The organism is Rhizobium sp. OAE497, from assembly GCF_040546565.1.
Lineage (GTDB): Bacteria > Pseudomonadota > Alphaproteobacteria > Rhizobiales > Rhizobiaceae > Rhizobium.
This window is the reverse complement of sequence record NZ_JBEPOA010000001.1, coordinates 39961-58771: the sequence shown is the minus strand read 5'-3', so window position 1 is coordinate 58771 and position 18811 is coordinate 39961. Positions and strand designations below refer to the sequence as shown.

Annotated in this window: 21 protein-coding genes, 1 tRNA gene, 1 other RNA gene and 1 pseudogene; 12 read left to right on the top strand and 12 right to left on the bottom strand. The window is 62.3% G+C overall.

Annotated features, from left to right (window positions below; translation table 11 throughout):
- Nucleotides 1-10: 10 nt before the first annotated feature.
- From ABIE40_RS00285 to ffs, 3 genes are all read right to left on the bottom strand, one after another.
- Nucleotides 11-334 carry a YbaB/EbfC family nucleoid-associated protein gene (locus tag ABIE40_RS00285; protein WP_112714224.1) on the bottom strand — a complete coding sequence of 108 codons (324 nt, stop codon included), beginning with the start codon at nt 332-334 and terminating at the stop codon, nt 11-13.
- Nucleotides 335-356: 22 nt separating this feature from the next.
- Nucleotides 357-2225 carry a DNA polymerase III subunit gamma/tau gene (locus ABIE40_RS00280; protein ID WP_130279396.1) on the bottom strand — a complete coding sequence of 623 codons (1869 nt, stop codon included), beginning with the start codon at nt 2223-2225 and terminating at the stop codon, nt 357-359.
- Nucleotides 2226-2271: 46 nt separating this feature from the next.
- Nucleotides 2272-2368, bottom strand: an RNA gene (gene ffs, locus ABIE40_RS00275) — signal recognition particle sRNA small type.
- Nucleotides 2369-2457: 89 nt separating this feature from the next.
- Between ffs and ABIE40_RS00270 the strand changes: the two genes are divergently transcribed.
- The 5 genes and pseudogenes from ABIE40_RS00270 to ABIE40_RS00250 all read left to right on the top strand — a co-directional run bounded on the left by ABIE40_RS00270 (nt 2458) and on the right by ABIE40_RS00250 (nt 5283).
- The gene (locus ABIE40_RS00270; protein WP_199629872.1) at nt 2458-2868 is read left to right on the top strand and encodes an HIT domain-containing protein; all 411 of its coding nucleotides are present in this window, start codon (nt 2458-2460) and stop codon (nt 2866-2868) included.
- Nucleotides 2865-3824, top strand: a complete 960-nt coding sequence (gene nudC, locus ABIE40_RS00265; RefSeq protein ID WP_199629873.1) for an NAD(+) diphosphatase — start codon at nt 2865-2867, stop codon at nt 3822-3824. Before ABIE40_RS00270 ends, nudC begins: the two co-directional genes overlap by 4 nt.
- 3 nt (nt 3825-3827) lie before the next feature.
- The gene (locus ABIE40_RS00260; protein ID WP_199629874.1) at nt 3828-4523 is read left to right on the top strand and encodes a helix-turn-helix transcriptional regulator; all 696 of its coding nucleotides are present in this window, start codon (nt 3828-3830) and stop codon (nt 4521-4523) included.
- A gap of 67 nt (nt 4524-4590) precedes the next feature.
- Complete coding sequence (locus ABIE40_RS00255; protein ID WP_354540940.1) at nt 4591-4815, top strand: hypothetical protein; 225 nt, start codon at nt 4591-4593, stop codon at nt 4813-4815.
- A 99-nt stretch (nt 4816-4914) separates the two neighbouring features.
- Nucleotides 4915-5283: pseudogene (locus ABIE40_RS00250) on the top strand (VOC family protein).
- A 32-nt stretch (nt 5284-5315) separates the two neighbouring features.
- Here the strand turns inward: ABIE40_RS00250 and ABIE40_RS00245 are convergent.
- Both ABIE40_RS00245 and ABIE40_RS00240 read right to left on the bottom strand, forming a co-directional pair.
- Nucleotides 5316-6176, bottom strand: coding sequence for a prephenate dehydratase (locus tag ABIE40_RS00245; protein WP_112714238.1), 861 nt, complete (start codon nt 6174-6176; stop codon nt 5316-5318).
- Nucleotides 6177-6186: 10 nt separating this feature from the next.
- Nucleotides 6187-6942 carry a 3-deoxy-manno-octulosonate cytidylyltransferase gene (locus tag ABIE40_RS00240; RefSeq protein WP_199629876.1) on the bottom strand — a complete coding sequence of 252 codons (756 nt, stop codon included), beginning with the start codon at nt 6940-6942 and terminating at the stop codon, nt 6187-6189.
- Between the two features lie 155 nt (nt 6943-7097).
- Here ABIE40_RS00240 and ABIE40_RS00235 point away from each other — a divergent pair, with 155 nt between their 5' ends.
- Nucleotides 7098-7676: a c-type cytochrome gene (locus ABIE40_RS00235; protein ID WP_112714242.1), complete on the top strand. Its 579-nt coding sequence runs from the start codon at nt 7098-7100 to the stop codon at nt 7674-7676.
- 72 nt (nt 7677-7748) lie between these two features.
- On the opposite strand, the gene ABIE40_RS00230 is transcribed toward ABIE40_RS00235, so the two are convergent.
- A complete protein-coding gene (locus ABIE40_RS00230; protein ID WP_130279403.1) occupies nt 7749-8696 on the bottom strand; it encodes an AEC family transporter in 948 nt (315 codons plus the stop codon).
- 412 nt (nt 8697-9108) lie between these two features.
- Here ABIE40_RS00230 and ABIE40_RS00225 point away from each other — a divergent pair, with 412 nt between their 5' ends.
- Nucleotides 9109-10101 (top strand): adenosine kinase, encoded by a 993-nt coding sequence (locus ABIE40_RS00225; protein ID WP_199629877.1) that lies wholly within the window; start codon nt 9109-9111, stop codon nt 10099-10101.
- On the opposite strand, the gene ABIE40_RS00220 is transcribed toward ABIE40_RS00225, so the two are convergent.
- A complete protein-coding gene (locus ABIE40_RS00220) occupies nt 10094-10633 on the bottom strand; it encodes an SH3 domain-containing protein (protein ID WP_112714248.1) in 540 nt (179 codons plus the stop codon). The two genes, ABIE40_RS00225 and ABIE40_RS00220, sit on opposite strands and share 8 nt — an antisense overlap.
- Before the next feature lie 184 nt (nt 10634-10817).
- Here ABIE40_RS00220 and ABIE40_RS00215 point away from each other — a divergent pair, with 184 nt between their 5' ends.
- Nucleotides 10818-11819 (top strand): 2-hydroxyacid dehydrogenase, encoded by a 1002-nt coding sequence (locus ABIE40_RS00215; RefSeq protein ID WP_112714250.1) that lies wholly within the window; start codon nt 10818-10820, stop codon nt 11817-11819.
- Here ABIE40_RS00215 and ABIE40_RS00210 read toward each other — a convergent pair.
- The 3 genes from ABIE40_RS00210 to recF are packed head-to-tail and all read right to left on the bottom strand — an operon-like array spanning nt 11816 to nt 14216.
- Nucleotides 11816-12286 (bottom strand): GNAT family N-acetyltransferase, encoded by a 471-nt coding sequence (locus ABIE40_RS00210; RefSeq protein ID WP_199629906.1) that lies wholly within the window; start codon nt 12284-12286, stop codon nt 11816-11818. The two genes, ABIE40_RS00215 and ABIE40_RS00210, sit on opposite strands and share 4 nt — an antisense overlap.
- The gene (locus tag ABIE40_RS00205) at nt 12286-13095 is read right to left on the bottom strand and encodes a molybdopterin-synthase adenylyltransferase MoeB (protein WP_199629878.1); all 810 of its coding nucleotides are present in this window, start codon (nt 13093-13095) and stop codon (nt 12286-12288) included. Before ABIE40_RS00205 ends, ABIE40_RS00210 begins: the two co-directional genes overlap by 1 nt.
- Nucleotides 13092-14216 (bottom strand): DNA replication/repair protein RecF, encoded by a 1125-nt coding sequence (recF, locus tag ABIE40_RS00200; RefSeq protein WP_199629879.1) that lies wholly within the window; start codon nt 14214-14216, stop codon nt 13092-13094. The genes ABIE40_RS00205 and recF overlap by 4 nt, the downstream gene beginning before the upstream one ends.
- Before the next feature lie 68 nt (nt 14217-14284).
- On the opposite strand from recF, the gene ABIE40_RS00195 reads away from it, so the two are divergent.
- Complete coding sequence (locus ABIE40_RS00195) at nt 14285-15463, top strand: hypothetical protein (RefSeq protein WP_199629880.1); 1179 nt, start codon at nt 14285-14287, stop codon at nt 15461-15463.
- 373 nt (nt 15464-15836) lie between these two features.
- Nucleotides 15837-16424 carry a transglutaminase-like cysteine peptidase gene (locus ABIE40_RS00190; protein ID WP_199629881.1) on the top strand — a complete coding sequence of 196 codons (588 nt, stop codon included), beginning with the start codon at nt 15837-15839 and terminating at the stop codon, nt 16422-16424.
- 123 nt (nt 16425-16547) lie between these two features.
- On the opposite strand, the gene ABIE40_RS00185 is transcribed toward ABIE40_RS00190, so the two are convergent.
- Both ABIE40_RS00185 and ABIE40_RS00180 read right to left on the bottom strand, forming a co-directional pair.
- Nucleotides 16548-16623 (bottom strand) — tRNA-Ala (locus tag ABIE40_RS00185).
- Nucleotides 16624-16774: 151 nt separating this feature from the next.
- Nucleotides 16775-17164, bottom strand: coding sequence for a TIGR02300 family protein (locus ABIE40_RS00180; protein ID WP_112714260.1), 390 nt, complete (start codon nt 17162-17164; stop codon nt 16775-16777).
- Nucleotides 17165-17383: 219 nt separating this feature from the next.
- Here ABIE40_RS00180 and ABIE40_RS00175 point away from each other — a divergent pair, with 219 nt between their 5' ends.
- The gene (locus ABIE40_RS00175; protein ID WP_199629882.1) at nt 17384-18037 is read left to right on the top strand and encodes an FMN-binding negative transcriptional regulator; all 654 of its coding nucleotides are present in this window, start codon (nt 17384-17386) and stop codon (nt 18035-18037) included.
- Entirely contained in the window at nt 18034-18678 is a 645-nt protein-coding gene (gene cmk / locus ABIE40_RS00170; protein ID WP_199629883.1) for a (d)CMP kinase, read from the top strand. Before ABIE40_RS00175 ends, cmk begins: the two co-directional genes overlap by 4 nt.
- Nucleotides 18679-18811 lie beyond the last annotated feature (133 nt).

Below are 18811 nucleotides of genomic sequence, written 5' to 3'. Positions count from 1 at the left end.
ATTTCAGCGATCAGAACGGCATTTTGAAGCCGGGCGGGATCGGCAGGCCAGCGGTCAGCGCCTTGGTCTTTTCGGCAGCGACGGCTTCGGCCTTGTCCTTGGCATCCTTGTGGGCGGCAACGATCAGGTCTTCGAGGATTTCAACATCGTCTTCCTTGAAGAGCGACGGATCGATCTTCAGGCTCTGCATCTCGCCCTTGCCGTTCAGGACAACGGTCACGAGGCCGCCGCCTGCCTTGCCTTCGGCCTTGAGCTCGGCGATTTCCGCCTGCATCTGCTCCATCTTGGCCTGCATTTCCTTGACTTTGCCCATCATTCCCATGAGGTCGCGCATCGTCTTGTCCTTCTCTGAAAGTCTAGAATTCTATGTCATCGCCCGGGAGGATGTCACCCTCGGCGGATTCGGCAGCGGCGGGCGGAGCGATATCGCCCTCTTCCTCCGGCTCCGGCGCCCTGACGCGGACGTCGATGATCTTTGCGCCGGGGAACTGGGCGAGGATTGCGGCGACATCCGGATCCTGGCGGGCATCGATGACCTGCTGTTCCTTGGCCCGAGCCTCGGCCTCGACCATGGTCGGCTGACCGGGCTCGCGGCTCAGGCTGACGATCCAGTGGATGCCGGTCCATTCCTTGAGCTTGACGGCAAGCTCGTTGAGCAGCGTCGACGGCGCGCCCTCGGTCAGGTTGACATCAAGGTGGCCGGGCTCGATCTTGACGGGACGAACGAAGGTCCGCACCAGCGCCTTGACCTTGGCGTCGCGCTTTTCACCGGCCAGATTGACGATATCGGCGATCGAATTGACCGCGACCAGAGGCTTCGGTGCCTCGGCGGGCCGACTTTCGATGCGCCCGGCCTGCATCGGCTGGGGATTGGGATTGGGCACGGCGCGCAGCATCGCGGTCGGGCCGCCATTCGGCTGCGGGCGCGGCGTGGTTTCGGGCGCACGCGCCAAAGCTGCCGACTGATAGGAGACGTGGGCGCCTCCGCCATTGCCCGACGGAACCGGGCGGCCGGAACCACCACCATTGTCGGAGAATTCCGCAAGCCTGCGGGCGGCATCTTCCGGTGCGGGAAGATGTGCGGCATGGGCAAGACGAATCAGCACCATTTCGGCAGCACCTGCGGTGCGCGAAGAACCTTCCGTCTCCGGAATGCCCTTCAGCAGCATCTGCCACATGCGCGAAAGCGTCGTCACCGCCACGCCCTGTGCAAATTCGGAAGCCTTGGTGCGCTCGATCTCGCTCAGCGACGGATCATTGGCGGCATCGGGCACATATTTCAGGCGCGTCACGAGATGCGTGAAATCGGCAAGATCGGTGAGCACGACGACGGGGTTGGCACCCGCTTCATACTGCGCCTGGAATTCGTTGAGCGCCGAGGCGACATCGCCCTTCACCACATGCTGGAAGAGATCGACGATACGGGCGCGATCGGCAAGACCCAGCATGCCGCGCACGGCCTCGGCCTGAACCGCGCCGCCGCCATGGGCAATCGCCTGGTCGAGCAGCGAGAGGCCGTCACGCGCCGAGCCTTCGGCGGCACGGGCGATCATGGCGAGCGCATCCGGCTCAGCCTCGATGCCCTCCTTGGCAGCGATCGTCGTGAACAGGCCAACGAGATCCGACGCGCTGATGCGGCGCAGATCGAAGCGCTGGCAGCGCGACAGGACGGTGATCGGAACCTTGCGGATTTCGGTGGTGGCGAAAATGAACTTCACATGCTCGGGCGGTTCCTCGAGCGTCTTCAACAGCCCGTTGAAGGCTGCTGTCGAGAGCATGTGCACTTCGTCGATGATATAGACCTTGTAGCGCGCCGAAACCGGACGGTAGCGCACCTGCTCGATGATCTCTCTGATGTCATCGATACCCGTATGCGAGGCGGCGTCCATCTCGATGACATCGACATGGCGGCCTTCCATGATCGCCTGGCAATGTTCGCCAGGGACGCGCAGGTCGATCGTCGGCTTGTCGATGTCAGGGGTCTTGTAGTTCAGCGCACGCGCCAGAATGCGCGCCGTCGTGGTCTTACCCACGCCGCGAACGCCGGTCAGCATGTAAGCCTGCGCGATGCGCCCGGTCTCGAAAGCGTTGGTCAGGGTGCGGACCATCGGCTCCTGGCCGACCATCAGGTCCGTGAAGTCCTTGGGGCGGTATTTGCGTGCCAGCACCCGGTAACCGGTGCCCGTCGAGGCGGCATCTTGTGATTGTCGCTCGGTGTCGCTCATCGCCCTGCTTGTCGCCCGGCAATGCGGGCAAAGAATGGAGAGAAGGGTGGGAGGCTGGCACGATGACCCGTGCCGGGCTCGTTAGGGCTGCTTCCTTCCGGACCTGACCCGGTTGGCGAGTGGCTCGTCCACCACCAACCTCCCGGAGCCACATATCGGCAATATCGTCATCAAAAGCAAGCCAAGCTCAAAAAAAACTGCTAATCATTGGAAAACAATGGAGGAAAGCACTTTGGCGGATTTCGCGCTCGACCCCCGGCTCGAAAATGACAGCACCAGTATCATGCTCACAGGCCTCTGCGATCTCCGATTGTCGAAGGATGCGCGCTGGCCGTGGCTGATCCTCATTCCCCGCCGCGCGGAGATTACCGAGATCTTCGAGCTGACGCCACTCGACCAGGTGATGCTGACCTTCGAGACCGACATGGTGGCGAGCGCGCTGAAGACGGTGACCGGCGCCACAAAAATCAATGTCGGGGCCCTTGGCAATGTCGTGCGCCAGCTTCATGTTCATGTCGTTGCCCGCTTCGAAGGCGATGCCAACTGGCCGGGACCCATCTGGGGGTTCGGCAAGGCCGAGCCTTACGAGGACGAGAAGCGAGCGCAGTTCATAACGACATTGCGGGAAGCCCTTTCATCATGAATTCTTCAATTTTCGATACGGACATTCCGCATCCGGAGCCGAGCAACCTCACCGCCTTTGCGGCAAACGACCTGAACCGCGACTCCGAACATCGCGACGAGAAATCGGTCGAGACGGCGCTCGCCAAGGATGGCACGCATATCTTCGCCTTCGCCAAGGACAAGCTGGTCCTCAAGCATGACGGCCAGGTGCTCGATCCGCTCTTTGCGCGCTATGAACTGCAGGAGCTGCAGCCGCATTGGGACGAGACAATTCTTCTCGGCTATCGCAAATCCGGTGAACCCCGGCTTGCCGTCCCCGTCGGCGTGCCGGAAGAAGAGCTTGCCAGCCACTACAAGCCGGCCGACGGGCGCACGCTCTATCGCGACCAGCTTCTCGACGACGTGCTGCTCGGCGAATTCGCCCAGGCAGCGAGCCTGATCCGCTGGAACGGCGACAACAAATTCTGCGGCCGCTGCGGCGGCGGCATGGAGCTGAAGATCGGTGGCTACAAGCGGATCTGCAATGCCTGCGAACACATGATCTTCCCGCGCACCGATCCTGTCGTCATCATGCTGACGATCGACGAGAAGCGCGATCTCTGCCTGCTCGGACGCGGGCCGCATTTTGCGCCGGGCATGTATTCCTGCCTTGCCGGTTTCGTCGAGCCCGGCGAAACGATCGAGAACGCCGTGCGCCGTGAGACACTGGAAGAGTCCGGGATCAAGACCGGTCGTGTGCGCTATCACGCCTCGCAGCCCTGGCCGATGCCGCATACGCTGATGATCGGCTGTTATGCCGAGGCGAAGTCGAGCGAGATCAATCGCGACGAGGCCGAACTCGAAGACTGCCGCTGGTTTACCCGCGAGGAGACGATCGAGATGCTGGAGCGCCCCGGCGCCAACGGCCAGGCCTCGCCGCCGAAAGGCGCCATCGCCCATCGCCTGATGCGCGACTGGGTGGAGTGGAAGCGATAGGTCATGCCGGTCTCGCGCTCGGAAAGGCTTCTTGCTCTTCTCCAGGTGCTTCGGCGGCACCGCCGCCCCGTCAGTGGCGTGATCCTGGCCGAGCAGACCGGCGTCAGCCTGCGCACGCTCTACCGCGACATTGCCAGCCTGCAGAGCCAAGGGGCGATGATCGAGGGCGAAGCCGGCGTCGGCTATGTGCTGAAACCCGGCTTCATGCTGCCGCCGATGATGTTTTCCGAAGAGGAACTCGAAGCGCTGGTGCTGGGATCGCGCTGGGTGAACCGCTCGGCGGAGCCCCGGCTTGCGGGTGCAGCTGCCGATGCGCTGGCAAAGATCGCTGCCGTCCTGCCCGAGGAGATGCGTGAGACAATCGAATCGGCGACGCTGCTCGTCGGCCCGAAGCGCGCCAATGAGGACAAGGCCGACGTCGCCCTGATCCGCAAGGCGATCCGCACCGAACGCATCCTCGAACTGCATTACAGCGACGAGCAGGGCCGCATCTCGCTGCGGCGGGTCTGGCCGTTCGCGCTCGGCTATTTCGAGCATATCCGCATGGTGATGGCCTGGTGCGAATTGCGCCGCGGCTTCCGCCATTTCCGCACCGACCGCATCATCGACATGACGCCGCATGACGAGCGCTATCCGCGCCGCCGCAGCGCGCTGATGAAGGAATGGCGCGAGATCGAACACGTGCCCGTCGAACGCTAAAGGCTACTGCCAGAATCTGACAGTAGAGCGCGCTATTATCGGTACCAATCCAGAAGGAGAACCGATGATGACGAGCGTGAAACTCAGCACCGCGAAATACAGCGACCGCCTTGTCGAGACATCTTCTGCCGATGCGGGTTATCGGCAGTCCCTGATGCTGCGCATGATGCAGAACGCATCGCGTAACATGGCGAGGGGCGACGCTCCCCGCCTCGATCCGCAGTCGATGTCTTCGGGCATGCGGCGCGACCTCGGCCTGTCCGCCTGGACCTGCCAGGAAGCCGAAGCCTAGCCGGCAACCGATAATACCCAAGACCAGAAATTTCATACCGCCGCAGCGGATCGCTGCGGCACGCATTCATGCAGCCATCTCCAACAAAAGGATACGACCATGACCAGTCCCAACCTCATCATTCTCTATGTCAAGGATCCGGCCGAAAGCGCCAGTTTCTACAAGGACATCCTCGGCCGCGAGCCGGCCGTTGCCGCACCGAACTTCGTCGCCTTTCCGCTCGACGGCGGCTTCACGCTCGGCCTCTGGCGCCGCAGCAATGTCGAACCGCAGCCTTCGGCGATCGGCAATCGCGGCGAAATCGCCTTCATGGTGCCCGGCGACAACGGTGTCGCCAAGTAGTATGACGACTGGCGCAAGCGTGGCCTGCCGATCGCCCAGGAACTCGTCGATCTCGACTTCGGCCCGACCTTCGTGGTGCTCGACCCCGATGGCCATCGTCTTCGGGTCTGTGAGCCCGACAAGTGAAACGAAAAAGGGCGCCCGAGGCGCCCTTTTTGTTACTTGTGCAGCAGGCCGCGCATGGGATGGCCCTTGTACACCCCGAGAATGCGGACCTTCTCCGAGAAGAAGCGCAACTCCTCCAGCGCCTGACGGACATTGCTGTCATTCGCATGGCCTTCGATATCGGCATAGAACTGCGTGGCAATGAACTTGCCGCCGATCTGGTAGCTTTCCAGCTTCGTCATGTTGATGTTGTTGGTCGCGAAGCCGCCAAGCGCCTTGTAGAGCGCGGCCGGAATGTTGCGGACGTTGAAGACGAAGGTCGTGACGATCTTCTCTTCCTCGTTCGAGCGGCTCGCCCACTCCTCATCGCGCGACAGCACGACGAAGCGCGTCACGTTGCTCTCGGTGTCCTCGACATTTTCGGCGACGATATCCAGGCCGTAGAGATCGGCGGCGAGACGCGGCGCAAGCGCTGCCATCGTCCGGTCTCCGGTTTCCTGCACCATCTTGGCAGCACCCGCCGTATCGCCGGCGATGACGGGCTTCCAGCCGTTGGCGCGGACAATCTTGCGGCACTGGCCAAGCGCGTGAATGTGGCTGTGGACGGTGCGGATCTCATCCTTGGAGACGCCCGGCAGCACCATCAGCTGAAAGCGGATCGGCATGAAATATTCGCCGACGATATGCAGCCTGGAATCGGGAAGCAGATGATGGATATCGGCGACGCGGCCGGCGATCGTGTTCTCGATCGGGATCATCGCGAGATCCGCCTCGCCGCTTTCGAGCGCCGTGAAGGCATCCTCGAAGGTCTGGCAGGGCAGCGGCTCCATGGTCGGGAACATGTCGCGGCAGGCCATGTCGGAGTTGGCGCCGAACTCGCCCTGGAACGAAATCCTGTTTGTCTTGGTGTTCATGTCTATGTCCTCAAGCCTGTCTTGCCGAAAGAATGCGGCGGGCCTTTTCGAGATCGGCGGGCGTATCTACGCCGAGCGGCACGGTGTCAACGATCTCCGCATCGATGCGCATGCCGGCTTCGACTGCTCGCAGCTGTTCCAACGATTCGCGCAGCTCGAGCACCGACGGGCCGAGCGAGACGAAGCGCTCGAGGGCCGACCGGCGGTAAGCATAGAGGCCGATATGATGATAGAGCGGGCCCTTGCCATAGGGTGCCGTCGCCCGGGTGAAATAGAGACCGCGCAGGCGTGTCCCGGAAAGCGGCGAACCGACGACCTTGACGATATGCGGCGCGGTCTTGTCTTCCTCGTTGTCGATCTCGATCGTCAGCGTAGCGATATCGACCGATGCATCCTCGAGCGGACGGAGTGACGCGCGGATGGTTTCCGGCTCGATGGTCGGCAGGTCGCCCTGGACGTTGACGATGATCTTCGCCTTGCCTTCCGGATCGACCTTCTGCAGCGCCTCGTGAATGCGGTCCGAGCCGGACTGGTGATCGGAACGCGTCATGATGACCTCGAAACCGGCCTTGGAAACGGCGTCGAACACACGCTGATCGTCGACGGCAACGACCACGCGGCCGATGGCCGCCTCCTCGGCGCGCTTGGCGACCTGAACGATCATCGGCAGGCCGCAGATATCGGCAAGCGGCTTGCCCGGCAGCCGGGTCGAAGCCATGCGTGCCGGGATCAGAACGAGGACGTCATCTAAATTTGAACCAGTCATCTGTCGGGCCTTCTATTCCGGGCGGAAAAGTGTCAAAAAGTCTCACGTACAGGACCATTTAGACAGTTGCAACGAACAGCCAAAAGACATAGGTTCCGCGCGATTTCAAGATGGTACCTTTTTAGGGTCTGCCGACTGCACGGGGAGCATTGCAGATGAATTCTTACGTCAATACGGCCGTTGGTGCGCTGCTCGGAACGATTTTCGTCCTGATGTCGGTCTCCATCGCGTCCGAAGGAATCTTCCATTCAGAAGCGCCGGAGAAGGAAGGCTTCACGATCGTCGCCGAGGAGACGCCAGCTGCTGGCGGTGGCGAAGCGAGTGCTGCCGCTGCAATGGTCCCGATCGCAAAGCTGCTGCCGACGGCTGACGCCAAGGCCGGCGAAACGATTTTCAAGAAGTGTCAGGCCTGTCATGACGCGACCAAGGGGGGGCCGAACAAAGTCGGTCCGAACCTCTATGGTCTCGTCGATCGCCCGATCGCTTCGCATGAGGGCTTCGCCTATTCGTCCGCTATGAAGGACTTCTCCAAAGGCGGCGCTGAAAAGTGGACCTTCGACCACCTGAACCACTTCCTGATGGCTCCGAAGAAGCAGGTCCCGGGCACCGCCATGGGCTTTGCCGGTCTGCCGAAGGAACAGGATCGCGCCAACGTCATCCTTTACCTGCACACGCTGGCCGATTCGCCGGCCCCGCTGCCGGACCCGAACGCTCCGGATACGATCACGCAGTAAGCTGATCGACATATCGGAAAAGAGATTGAAGCCCGGCCGCAAGCCGGGCTTTTCTTTTGCGCGCCTGCGGCGTCAGGCGCCGAGGATATAGGCCCAGAGCGAGACCGAAATGGCGCCGAGTGCGGTAGTCACGGTGATCGTCGAGGCCGCGAGGCTGTGGCCGACGCCGAAGCGGTTGGCGATCAGCCAGGCGTTGACGCCGGTCGGAACCGAAGCGATCAGCACCAGCGCCGCCGTCCAATCAGGCGCGAGCCCGACGAGGTGGCTGGCGATCCAGACACAGCAGGGCAGCAGCAGAAGCTTGCAGGCGGAGGTGACGCTGGCGATGCCGAGATTGCCCGATACGCCGTATTTCTCCAGAGCCATGCCGAGCGAAATCAGCGCGACCGGACCGGCAACACCGGCAATCTGATCGACGATGTTTTCGACCGGACCCGGCATCGTCAGGCCAAGCAGGTGCATGGCAGCACCAGCCGCCAGGCCGATCACCAGCGGATTGCGGATGAGATTGAGGCCGATCTGCCGGAGAAGCTTCAGGATGCTGCGGTCGGCGGCGCCGGAGATCTTGTGTTCGGCACGCTCCATCAGGATCGTGCCGACGATCATCATGACGGGGAGATGCACGGCAATCAGGATCGAAAGCGGCACGAGACCCTTGTCGCCGACGGTGCGCTGGACCAGCGGCAAGCCGACGAAGATCGTGTTGGCGAAGGCCGAGGAGACGCCGGCGAGAACGCCGATGCGGGCATCGCGGCCGAAAAGCCTGGTCGCGGCGATATGGCCGACAGTCCAGGTGACGGCGACGCCGGAGAAATAGGCGATCCAGAGGCGGAAGGGCGAAGCGCCGTGGAAGTCAGCCTCGGCGATGGTGCGGAAGAGCAGCATCGGCACGGCGATTTTGAAGACGAAATCGCTGAGCGCGTCCCCCGTATCCGACTTCATCAGCCCCGCTTTCACGATCAGCCAGCCGATCAGGATCATGATGAAGATGGGGAGGACGTCGAAAACGATAGCTGTCATGCGGGGAGAACTGCCTTGGCGCGGGGAGCTCAAGGTCTAACAGCAAAGGCGGCGCGTTGACAAACCCGTTGGTCCCAACATTCGAAGCCGCGAAAACAAAAAAAGCGGGCAAGGCCCGCTTTTCCGCATCCGGTCTTGCCGGACACCCGGTGCGCGATGCTGCCAGTTCATCCGTGGTCAGCGCCGCTTCCGGAACAGTCGAAGGGCATCATCCCTTCTCACCCGGCCACATCCTTGGATGCTCATGCCGGTCTGCTTGAGAGCTTATTTAGGTGTCCATGGTGACAGCGGCATGACGGATTGGCGGCATTTTTGCGAAGAAAACCGCCGCCAAAGCCTTTTTCCTTTCCATCAGCGGAAATTCCGCTAAGACCAAACCCCGGCTATCACAAAATCCGGGACCTCCCATTTCATGACCAAATTCGATGTTCTGACTGTCGGCAACGCCATCGTCGATATTATCGCGCGTTGCGACGACCAGTTCCTCATTGACAACAAGATCACCAAGGCGGCGATGAACCTCATCGATGCCGAACGCGCCGAGCTGCTCTATTCCCGCATGGGACCGGCTCTGGAAGCATCGGGCGGCAGCGCCGGCAACACGGCAGCCGGTGCCGCAAGCCTCGGCGCCAAGGCCGCCTATTTCGGCAAGGTCGCCGACGACCAACTGGGCGAGATCTTCGCGCACGACATCCGCGCCCAGGGCGTTCACTACCAGACCAAGCCGAAGGGCAAGTTCCCGCCGACGGCGCGCTCGATGATCTTCGTCACCGATGACGGCGAGCGTTCGATGAACACCTATCTCGGCGCCTGTGTCGAGCTCGGACCCGAAGACGTCGAGAGCGATGTCGTCGCCGATGCCAAGGTCACCTATTTCGAGGGGTACCTCTGGGATCCGCCGCGCGCCAAGGAAGCGATCCGCGAATGCGCCCGCATCGCCCATGAGAATGGCCGCGAGGTGTCGATGACGCTCTCGGACAGCTTCTGCGTCGGCCGCTACCGTGCGGAATTCCTCGACCTGATGCGCTCCGGCACTGTCGACATCGTCTTCGCCAACAAGCAGGAAGCGCTGTCGCTCTATGAGACCGACGATTTCGAGGAAGCGCTGAACAAGATCGCCAAGGACTGCAAGATTGCCGCCGTGACGATGAGCGAAGACGGCGCGGTGATCCTGAAGGGCAGCGAGCGCTGGTATGTCGATGCGATCCACATCAACGAGGTCGTCGATACGACGGGCGCCGGCGATCTCTTCGCTTCCGGCTTCCTCTACGGCTACACGCAGGGCCGCACGCTCGAGGATTGCGGCAAACTCGGCTGCCTGGCGGCCGGCATCGTCATCCAGCAGATCGGCCCCCGGCCGATGAAGTCGCTTGCCGAAGCAGCCCGCGAGGCGAAGCTTATTTAAAGGCTTCGCCGGGGTAAGCACCCCAGATTTCCGACTGCGCCACCCATCCTTCGGCGCCGTCGGCATCTGCATGGCACCAGTCGCCATTGCACTCGCCGATATGGATCATCACGCCAGGCTCCAGCTTGGCGACGATGGTTGCCGAAGACTGCGGTTCGCGGCGCATGTTGACGAAGACAGATTTCCCCTTGCCCTTCATCCACGGCGCAGCAAGCGCCGAGCGCTGGCCTGACAGCAGCGACTGGTTGACCCAGCCTTCCGTGCCGTCGGCATCGCGGATGCGGCGCCAGTTGTCATATTCCTGGATGATCTCCACCGGCAGGCCGGCCTTGAGGTACATCCAGGAAGCGGCATAATCGGTTCCGGGGCCGATGCGCAGATTGACGCGCTTCGACTTCAGCGTCACGAAGCGCGGCAGCGGCAGGCCGCTCGGGCCCTTGGCCGCTTGCGCATACGCAGATTCGACGGCGCTTGCCGACAGCATCAGACCAACCGCAATAGCAAGGCAGGACTTCAGAGTGATTCCACGCATGGAGTTTCCGTTCGCTCGAAATGGTAAGCGGGCGCGCCCGCTCATCAGCCGGGCCGTGACATTCGCCGGAAACCGCTCGCGAGTTTTGTTTGTCTTCGCGTGCGGGTCTGGTAGAAATTGCCCGAACGTTAAAATTATCCCCCGTCTTGGTTAAAGACATCTGAACAAGGCATGGCCGGCCGCGATGACATCGAAGAAAAAACCGAAGGTCTACATCACCCGGAAGCTGCCTGACGCGGTCGAGACCCGCATGCGCGAGCTGTTCGACGCGCAACTGAACATCGACGATTCGCCGCGCTCCATGCCCGAGCTTGCCGAGGCGGTGCAGACTGCCGACGTGCTGGTGCCAACGGTGACCGACCGGATCGATGCCGCGCTGATCGAACAGGCAGGGCCGCAGCTGAAGCTGATCGCCAGCTTCTCCAACGGTACCGACCATATCGATGTCGAGGCTGCCGCCCGCAAGGGCATCACCGTTACCAACACACCGAACGTGCTGACCGAAGACACGGCCGACATGACGATGGCGCTGATCCTCGCCGTACCGCGCCGGCTCGGCGAAGGTGCGCGCGTCCTTACCGACAAGCCCGGCGAATGGGCCGGCTGGTCGCCGACCTGGATGCTGGGACGGCGCATTCACGGCAAGCGGATCGGCATCGTCGGCATGGGCCGGATCGGCACTGCCGTTGCGCGGCGCGCCAAGGCGTTCGGCCTGTCGATCCACTATCACAACCGCAAGCGCGTGAACCCGGCGACCGAAGACGAGCTGGAGGCGACCTATTGGGAAAGCCTCGACCAGATGCTGGCCCGGGTCGACATCGTCTCCGTGAACTGCCCGTCGACACCGGCGACCTTCCACCTGCTCTCGGCCCGGCGCCTCGCGCTTCTGCAGCCGACTGCCTATCTCGTCAACACCGCGCGCGGCGATGTCGTTGACGAAGCGGCGCTGATCAAATGCCTGCGGGAGGGACGGATTGCGGGTGCAGGGCTCGATGTCTTCGAGAACGAGCCATCGGTCAATCCGAAGCTGATCAAGCTCGCCAACGAAGGCAAGGTCGTGCTGTTGCCGCATATGAGTTCGGCAACGATCGAAGGCCGTATCGACATGGGCGACAAGGTGATCATCAACATCCGCGCCTTCATCGATGGGCATCGGCCGCCGAACCGCGTGCTGCCCGGCCGCTAGGCGAGCGTCTTTCGCATCTCGACATAGGTCACGCGCTCGTAGCCGGGATGCGATTTTTCCGCTGTGCGCGCAAAACCCAAGGCTGCGAAGGCGGCGTGGTTGCCGGTGAGTTCGATGCGGGTGTCGAGCCGGATCGACCTCAGCCCACGCTCGCGGGCGACCGTTTCGGCCACCGCAAGAAGCCGCTTGCCGATCCCCTTGCCCTGCCATGCCGGCGCGACCGCGAGCTTGCCGAGGTAGAGGCAATCGGCTTCCGGACGGAGGAACATGCATCCGGCAAGCGCGCCATTCTCAAGGGCGACATAGCCGATCTCTACCGCCGCCTTTGCCTTCAGCGCCGCCGGCGTCAAGGAGAGAGCCGAGGACGGCGGATCGATGCGGCTGTTCATATAGGCGAAAGAGGAGAGGATCAGGTCGAGCAGCTCCGGCCAGCGGCCGAAGCTTTCATCCAGTCTGACGATATCGATCATGCTGTCCGCCGGCGCTTGTATCGTATGGTATCGAAACGGGCGCTCAGCGCGTCGTAGAGCAGCAGGCGACCGATGAGCGGCTCACCATTACCCGTGACGAGCTTGATCGCCTCCATGGCCATCAGCGTGCCGATGACGCCCGTCAGGGCGCCGACAATCCCGGTCTCGGCGCAGGCGGGTATCAGCCCCTCGGGCGGGATTTCGGGGAAGAGATCGCGATAGGTGGGGTTCAGGCTGCCATCAGCGGCCGTCTCGTAAGGCTTCAGGACCGTTACCGAGCCGTCGAAGCGGCCGACGGCACCCGTTACCAACGGTATCTTTGCCCGCTCCGCGGCATCGGCGGCGGCATAGCGGGTGTCGAAATTGTCGGAACCATCGATCAGCAAGTCGAAGCCCGAAATCTGGCGTGCCGCCGCCTCCGGGCAGAAACGCTCCTCGAAGCGTATGACCCTTACATGCGGATTGAGGCGGGCGATGGCGAAGGCGGCGCTCTCGGTCTTCATCTCGCCGATCGTGCCGGAATCGTGGATCACCTGGCGCTGCAGGTTCGACAGCGACACCCGGTCATCATCGGCAATGCCAAGCGTGCCGACGCCGGCCGCCGCCAGATATTGCAGCAACGGGGCGCCGAGGCCACCGGCACCGATGACGAGTACGCGCGCCGCCTTGAGCTTCTGCTGACCCGCGCCGCCGATCTCCGGAAGCAGGATATGACGCTGATATCGTGCAATTTCTTCGGGACTAAGAGGTTCCATGGGAGCGATGCTATCATGGCCGGGCGCGAAGAAGGAAGCGCCGCCGCTCATGCGCCGACATGCCCTTCGGATACGGTGAAGAACTGCGCCCGCTCGCCGAGCGCCGAAAACATCGACCGGTCGGTGCCGGTCATGAAGGACTGACCGCCGAGACCATCGATGAGATCGAAGAGCGCCGCGCGGCGGCCTTCGTCGAGATGTGCGGCGATCTCGTCGAGCAGCAGAATGGGCGCGTGACCCGTCAGATTGGCGACGAGGCGCGCGTGCGCCAGGATGAGGCCGACCAGCAACGCTTTCTGCTCGCCGGTCGAACAGCGCGCGGCCTCCATCTGCTTGTCGCGATGACGGACGATCAGATCGGCGCGGTGCGGGCCATCGAGCGTGCGGCCTGCAGCAGCATCGCGGTAGCGGCTCGCCGCCAGCATCGCCGCATAGTCATCCTCGAGATCGACGGCCGGGCGTGAAAACTGGCCGTCCATGAAGCCTGACAGTTCGAGCGCAGCGGAAGGAAACGGCGATGTCTCGCGTGTTTCCTCGATCAGCCGGGCCAGCAGGCCCAGCATTTCCTGGCGGGCAAGCGCCATCGCGATACCGAGACTTGCCATCTGCTGCTCGATTCCCGAAAGCCAGGAGGGATCAAAGCGGCCATCGTCGAGCAGCTTGTTGCGGCTGCGCATGGCACGCTCGAAATCGCTGGCGCGGCGGCCATGGGACGGATCGAGCGACAGAACGAGACGATCAAGGAAACGGCGGCGATCCGAAGAGCCGCCGGTAAAAAGGCCGTCCATGGACGGCGTCAGCCAGAGAACGCGCAGGTGATCGGTGAGTTCGTCGGCCGTCTTCGCCGCAGTCCCATTGATGCGCAGGCGGCGCGCCGCATTGTCATCGGCGGTATCGGCACCGGTGCCGATCTCGACATTGCCCTCGATGCCCTCGAGTTCGGCAAAGATCGAAAAGCCGTTGGAAGCGCCGACGCGAGTGACATCCGCATAGGTCGCGCGCCGCAGACCGCGTCCAGGCGACAGGAAGGAGACCGCTTCCATCAGATTGGTCTTGCCCGCACCGTTATTTCCCGTGAGCACAACATGGCGCCCGTCGAGCGCCAGCGACACTGCCGCGTAGTTGCGGAAGTCGGTGAGCTTGAGCAGGGAGAGGTAGACCTTGTGAGGCATCGCTTGTCCGGATTCGATATGCGGCAGAGCTAAGCCGAACGGGCGGGTATGGCAAGGCTGTCGATGGAATGGCCGATCGCGCTACGCCGGCTATGGAGCGCGCGACACTCCGTCAGGCGGATATTGTCGACAGCCAGGAAAGAACGAAGCCCGGCTTTTCAGCCGGGCTCCTCGTCATCGTTGATCGCTGGGCAGCAGGATCACTGGTTATACTTGCCACCTCCGTGACCGCCACCCTGGCCGCCATTGCCCCCATCTTGGCCGCCATTGCCACCACCGTGGTTACCATTGCCGCCACCTTGGCCGCCGTTACCGCCACCGTGGTTGCCGTTACCGCCACCGTGGTTGCCGTTGCCACCACCTTGGCCGCCGTTGCCACCACCCTGGCCGCCATTGCCGCCACCGTGGTTACCATTGCCGCCACCTTGGCCGCCGTTACCGCCACCGTGGTTGCCGTTGCCACCACCCTGGCCGCCGTTACCGCCACCGTGGTTGCCGTTGCCACCACCCTGGCCGCCGTTACCGCCGCCATGGTCGCCGTTACCGCCGCCATGGTTGCCGTTGCCACCACCCTGGCCGCCGTTACCGCCACCGTGGTTGCCGTTGCCACCACCGTGGTTACCATTGCCACCACCCTGGCCGCCATTGCCGCCACCGTGGTTACCATTGCCGCCACCTTGGCCGCCGTTACCGCCGCCATGGTTGCCGTTACCACCACCTTGGCCGCCGTTACCGCCGCCATGGTTGCCGTTGCCGCCACCCTGGCCGCCGTTGCCACCACCGTGGTTGCCATTGCCGCCACCTTGGCCGCCGTTACCGCCGCCATGGTTGCCGTTACCACCACCTTGGCCGCCGTTGCCACCACCGTGGTTGCCATTGCCACCACCTTGGCCGCCGTTGCCACCACCGTGGTTGCCATTGCCACCACCTTGGCCGCCGTTGCCACCACCGTGGTTACCATTGCCGCCACCTTGGCCGCCGTTACCGCCACCATGGTTGCCGTTACCGCCACCGTGGTTGCCATTGCCGCCACCCTGGCCGCCGTTACCGCCGCCATGGTTGCCGTTACCACCACCTTGGCCACCATCGCCACCACCGTGGCCACCGTCACCACCACCATGGCCACCGTCGCCACCGCCAGGGTTACCGCCGTCCCCGCCACCAGGGTTGCCGCCATCGCCACCACCGGGGTTACTGCCACCACCGGGGTTGCCGCTGGAACCGCCTCCAGACGTCGAAGCCTGTGAAGAAGTCCTCAAACTGCCTGAATCGTCGCCGAAACCGTGATAGTCATCGGTCGGGATCGCAGCTGTGGGGCGACAGAGGCGGGCCTCGATGGTTCCAGGCTTGACGATGCGACAGTCGATCTGAAGAGGGGCAGACATCCCGAGGCTGGTTGAAGCCATGAGGTAAGCGATGACTATGCTGTATTTCGCTGTTGTTCTTAACATTGGGCAACTCCCTAGGTTAACGAAGCGCTAACGAAATACATTTTATATTAGCTATTTGTTATCCCTAGTCAGCAAGCCCGCCAGTAACGGTACATCTTAATACATAGCTAACCTCGAATGCATAAAGTTTTAGCTTAAACGGACTAGCACTTTCGAAGGAGGGCAGACCATGCGTTACTTCCTGTTGACTAGCGTAGCTGTTGCGTTGAGTTTTCTTTCACAAAGTCAGTCATTTGCCGGGACGGCTCTTCCCCAGGACCGATCGATCGGCGCGCCTCCAGGTTTCGCGGGAGCCTGTGCGCGATATGGCTGGGTTTGCAGGAATGGCGGGGGCAAGGAGCTGGACGACGCTTCGGCGATGGCGCTGATCACCCGCGTCAATAGGAGCGTCAATGCCGCCACCCGGCCCGCGCCGGATACGGTAACGTCAGGCAAGAGCGAGTTCTGGTCGCTGCCGATCGACAACAAGGGCGATTGCGAGGATTACGCCCTCCTGAAGATGAAGACCCTGCTCGATGCCGGCTTTCCCTCGCAAAAGCTGGCGCTCTCCGTCGTCATCGAGCGGCACGGACAGAATCACGTCGTCCTCGTCGCCCGGCTGAAATCCGGGGACTACGTGCTCGACAGCCTCAACGGCTCGGTGAAGTCCTGGCAGAGCACCGGTTACACCTTCCTGGCGACCCAAAGCTTCACCAGCAAATCGTCCTGGCGGGTTTCACTTGCCGGGCCGAGAGCCAGCGAGTTTTCGGGAATCTAGGCAGATTGCCTGCAGGGCTTGGCATGGCGGCTCGATGGGCCGCCTCAGACTTTCCCTTAGGTAAGCTCAGACGCCAAGTTGCGTTTCTGTCGAGCCGTGTTGATTTAGTTCAAGGGAAAGATTTGGTGGAGCTAAGCGGGATCGAACCGCTGACCTCTTGCATGCCATGCAAGCGCTCTCCCAGCTGAGCTATAGCCCCATCAGGGTGGTCCGGTATTTTCCGGTCCTGGGATACTCCGAAGCGGGTTAACCCGGTGGAGTGGCGGCTTATTACTTGCGGTTTTCGCAGATGGCAAGCCAAAAAAACGGCCCGGAGAATTTTTGTTGTCCGGGCCGTGGATTATGCGGGATCAGACTTCGTCTTCGTCGCCGGTGACGCCGATGATGTCGCTCATGTCGTCATCTTCATCGTCTTCGTCGGCTTCGAGGAAGGTATCGTCGTCGTCATCGCCTTCGATTTCGACGTCGTCGTCGCCCATGTCAGGAATGTCGTCGCCGCTTGCGCCTTCATCGGCGTCCTCGAGCGAAACGAGTTCGACTTCGGTGTTCTCGGTATCGACTTCCTGAACTTCGTCCTCGTCGTTCAGCTCGGCAGCAGCGGCGGCCGAGGTTTCCTGGAAGAAGGACAGGGGATAGGATTTGCCGGTGTAAGGAGAAACGATCGGGTCCCGGTTCAGGTCGTAGAACTTCTTGCCGGTTTCCGGATCGGTACGCTTGGTTCCAAGTTCCGCTTTCGCCACTATAAGCCTCGTGAGAATGGCCGAATGCTAGATTCGGCAAATGCCGTGTAAACCGGCGTTCTATTCGGAATTTATATAAGCCGGTCCCCTTAATCGTTGCGGCCAATTATGTCAAAGCGAAACTTCGCGGCCGGCGCATGGCGTGGCCGTGATGACGGGATGACCGGCTGGCGGCAGTGTGTTAGGAAACGCCGAAACGACAAAACCGGCGAGAAAACCATGTATCAGCCGCCCCATTTCCGCGAAAAGGACCTGGCAACGCAGCAGGCGCTGATCCGCGCCCATCCGCTGGGTCTGCTGATCACAGCCGGGGCAAGCGGGCTGATCGCCAATCCCGTCCCGTTTCATATCGATGCCGAAGCATCGGAGAAGGGAACGCTGCGGCTGCACCTGGCGAAAGCGAATGCGCAGTGGCGCGACATCGCTGACGGCGCTGACGGCGCTGACGTTCTCGCCGTTTTCCAGGGGGCCAACTCCTACGTGACGCCGTCCTGGTACAAGACCAAGCAGGAGACCGGCAAGGTCGTACCGACCTGGAACTACGCGATCGTCCAGGCGCGCGGCACGGCCCGCGTCATCGACGATGCCGGCTGGCTACTGTCGCAGATCAACGCGATCACCGGCCAGCATGAGGCAAGCCGCGAGAAGCCATGGGCGGTTGCCGATGCGCCGGACGATTTCATCCGGGGGCAGATGAAGGGCATCATCGGCATCGAAATCGAGATCACGGCGCTTGAAGGCAAGTGGAAGGTAAGCCAGAACCGTCCCGTTGCCGACCGCGAAGGCGTTGCTGCCGGACTGGACGCGGCTGGCGGCCAACAAGACATGATCGAGCTCGTCAAACGCTATGGCGGGCTGGAAGGAAACCATTGAAGACGACATTCACGATTGCCATCGACGGGCCGGCTGCGGCCGGCAAGGGCACGCTTTCACGCCGGGTTGCCGATGAATACGGCTTTCACCATCTCGATACCGGACTGACCTACCGGGCGACGGCCAAGGCGCTTCTCGATGCCGGCCTGCCGCTCGACGACGAGGCGGTGGCAGAAAAGATCGCCCGCGAGGTTGAACTCGGCGGCCTCGATCGCGATATCCTGTCGAAACACGAGATCGGCGAAGCCGCCTCGAAGATTGCCGTGATGCCCGCAGTCCGCCGCGCGCTGGTCGAAGCGCAGCAGCGATTTGCGCAGAAGGCGCCGGGAACCGTGCTCGACGGCCGTGACATCGGCACCGTCGTCTGCCCGGACGCTCCGGTGAAGCTCTATGTGACCGCCTCTGCGCAGGTGCGCGCAAGGCGCCGTTACGACGAAATCACCGGCAAGGGAACGGCGGCCGATTTCGAGGCGATTTTCGAGGATGTGAAGCGACGCGACGAAAGGGACATGGGAAGGGCCGACAGCCCTTTGAAACCAGCCGAAGACGCGCACTTGCTTGATACGTCGGAAATGAGTATAGAGGCCGCGTTTCAAGCTGCGAAATCGTTGATCGACGCGGCCTTGAACCGAAATAACTGAATTCGAGCACGCTTTCTGCGCTTTGCGCCGCGAGATGCTTTTGAGAAAGCCTGAAATTCCGTCCAAGCGCCGGATTGCTTCCTTCGAGGAGGCGGACTGGGTTCAGGCCTGTTCAACACGAACCAACCGGCGC

Bases quoted from the DNA above. Each gene is read 5' to 3' on its own strand.
- ABIE40_RS00285 (WP_112714224.1), bottom strand. From the start codon at position 334: ATGCGCGACCTCATGGGAATGATGGGCAAAGTCAAGGAAATGCAGGCC.
- ABIE40_RS00280 (WP_130279396.1), bottom strand. From the start codon at position 2,225: ATGAGCGACACCGAGCGACAATCACAAGATGCCGCCTCGACGGGCACC.
- nudC (WP_199629873.1), top strand. From the start codon at position 2,865: ATGAATTCTTCAATTTTCGATACGGACATTCCGCATCCGGAGCCGAGC.
- ABIE40_RS00260 (WP_199629874.1), top strand. From the start codon at position 3,828: ATGCCGGTCTCGCGCTCGGAAAGGCTTCTTGCTCTTCTCCAGGTGCTT.
- ABIE40_RS00255 (WP_354540940.1), top strand. From the start codon at position 4,591: ATGACGAGCGTGAAACTCAGCACCGCGAAATACAGCGACCGCCTTGTC.
- ABIE40_RS00245 (WP_112714238.1), bottom strand. From the start codon at position 6,176: ATGAACACCAAGACAAACAGGATTTCGTTCCAGGGCGAGTTCGGCGCC.
- ABIE40_RS00240 (WP_199629876.1), bottom strand. From the start codon at position 6,942: ATGACTGGTTCAAATTTAGATGACGTCCTCGTTCTGATCCCGGCACGC.
- ABIE40_RS00235 (WP_112714242.1), top strand. From the start codon at position 7,098: ATGAATTCTTACGTCAATACGGCCGTTGGTGCGCTGCTCGGAACGATT.
- ABIE40_RS00230 (WP_130279403.1), bottom strand. From the start codon at position 8,696: ATGACAGCTATCGTTTTCGACGTCCTCCCCATCTTCATCATGATCCTG.
- ABIE40_RS00225 (WP_199629877.1), top strand. From the start codon at position 9,109: ATGACCAAATTCGATGTTCTGACTGTCGGCAACGCCATCGTCGATATT.
- ABIE40_RS00220 (WP_112714248.1), bottom strand. From the start codon at position 10,633: ATGCGTGGAATCACTCTGAAGTCCTGCCTTGCTATTGCGGTTGGTCTG.
- ABIE40_RS00215 (WP_112714250.1), top strand. From the start codon at position 10,818: ATGACATCGAAGAAAAAACCGAAGGTCTACATCACCCGGAAGCTGCCT.
- ABIE40_RS00205 (WP_199629878.1), bottom strand. From the start codon at position 13,095: ATGAGCGGCGGCGCTTCCTTCTTCGCGCCCGGCCATGATAGCATCGCT.
- recF (WP_199629879.1), bottom strand. From the start codon at position 14,216: ATGCCTCACAAGGTCTACCTCTCCCTGCTCAAGCTCACCGACTTCCGC.
- ABIE40_RS00195 (WP_199629880.1), top strand. From the start codon at position 14,285: ATGGCCGATCGCGCTACGCCGGCTATGGAGCGCGCGACACTCCGTCAG.
- ABIE40_RS00190 (WP_199629881.1), top strand. From the start codon at position 15,837: ATGCGTTACTTCCTGTTGACTAGCGTAGCTGTTGCGTTGAGTTTTCTT.
- ABIE40_RS00175 (WP_199629882.1), top strand. From the start codon at position 17,384: ATGTATCAGCCGCCCCATTTCCGCGAAAAGGACCTGGCAACGCAGCAG.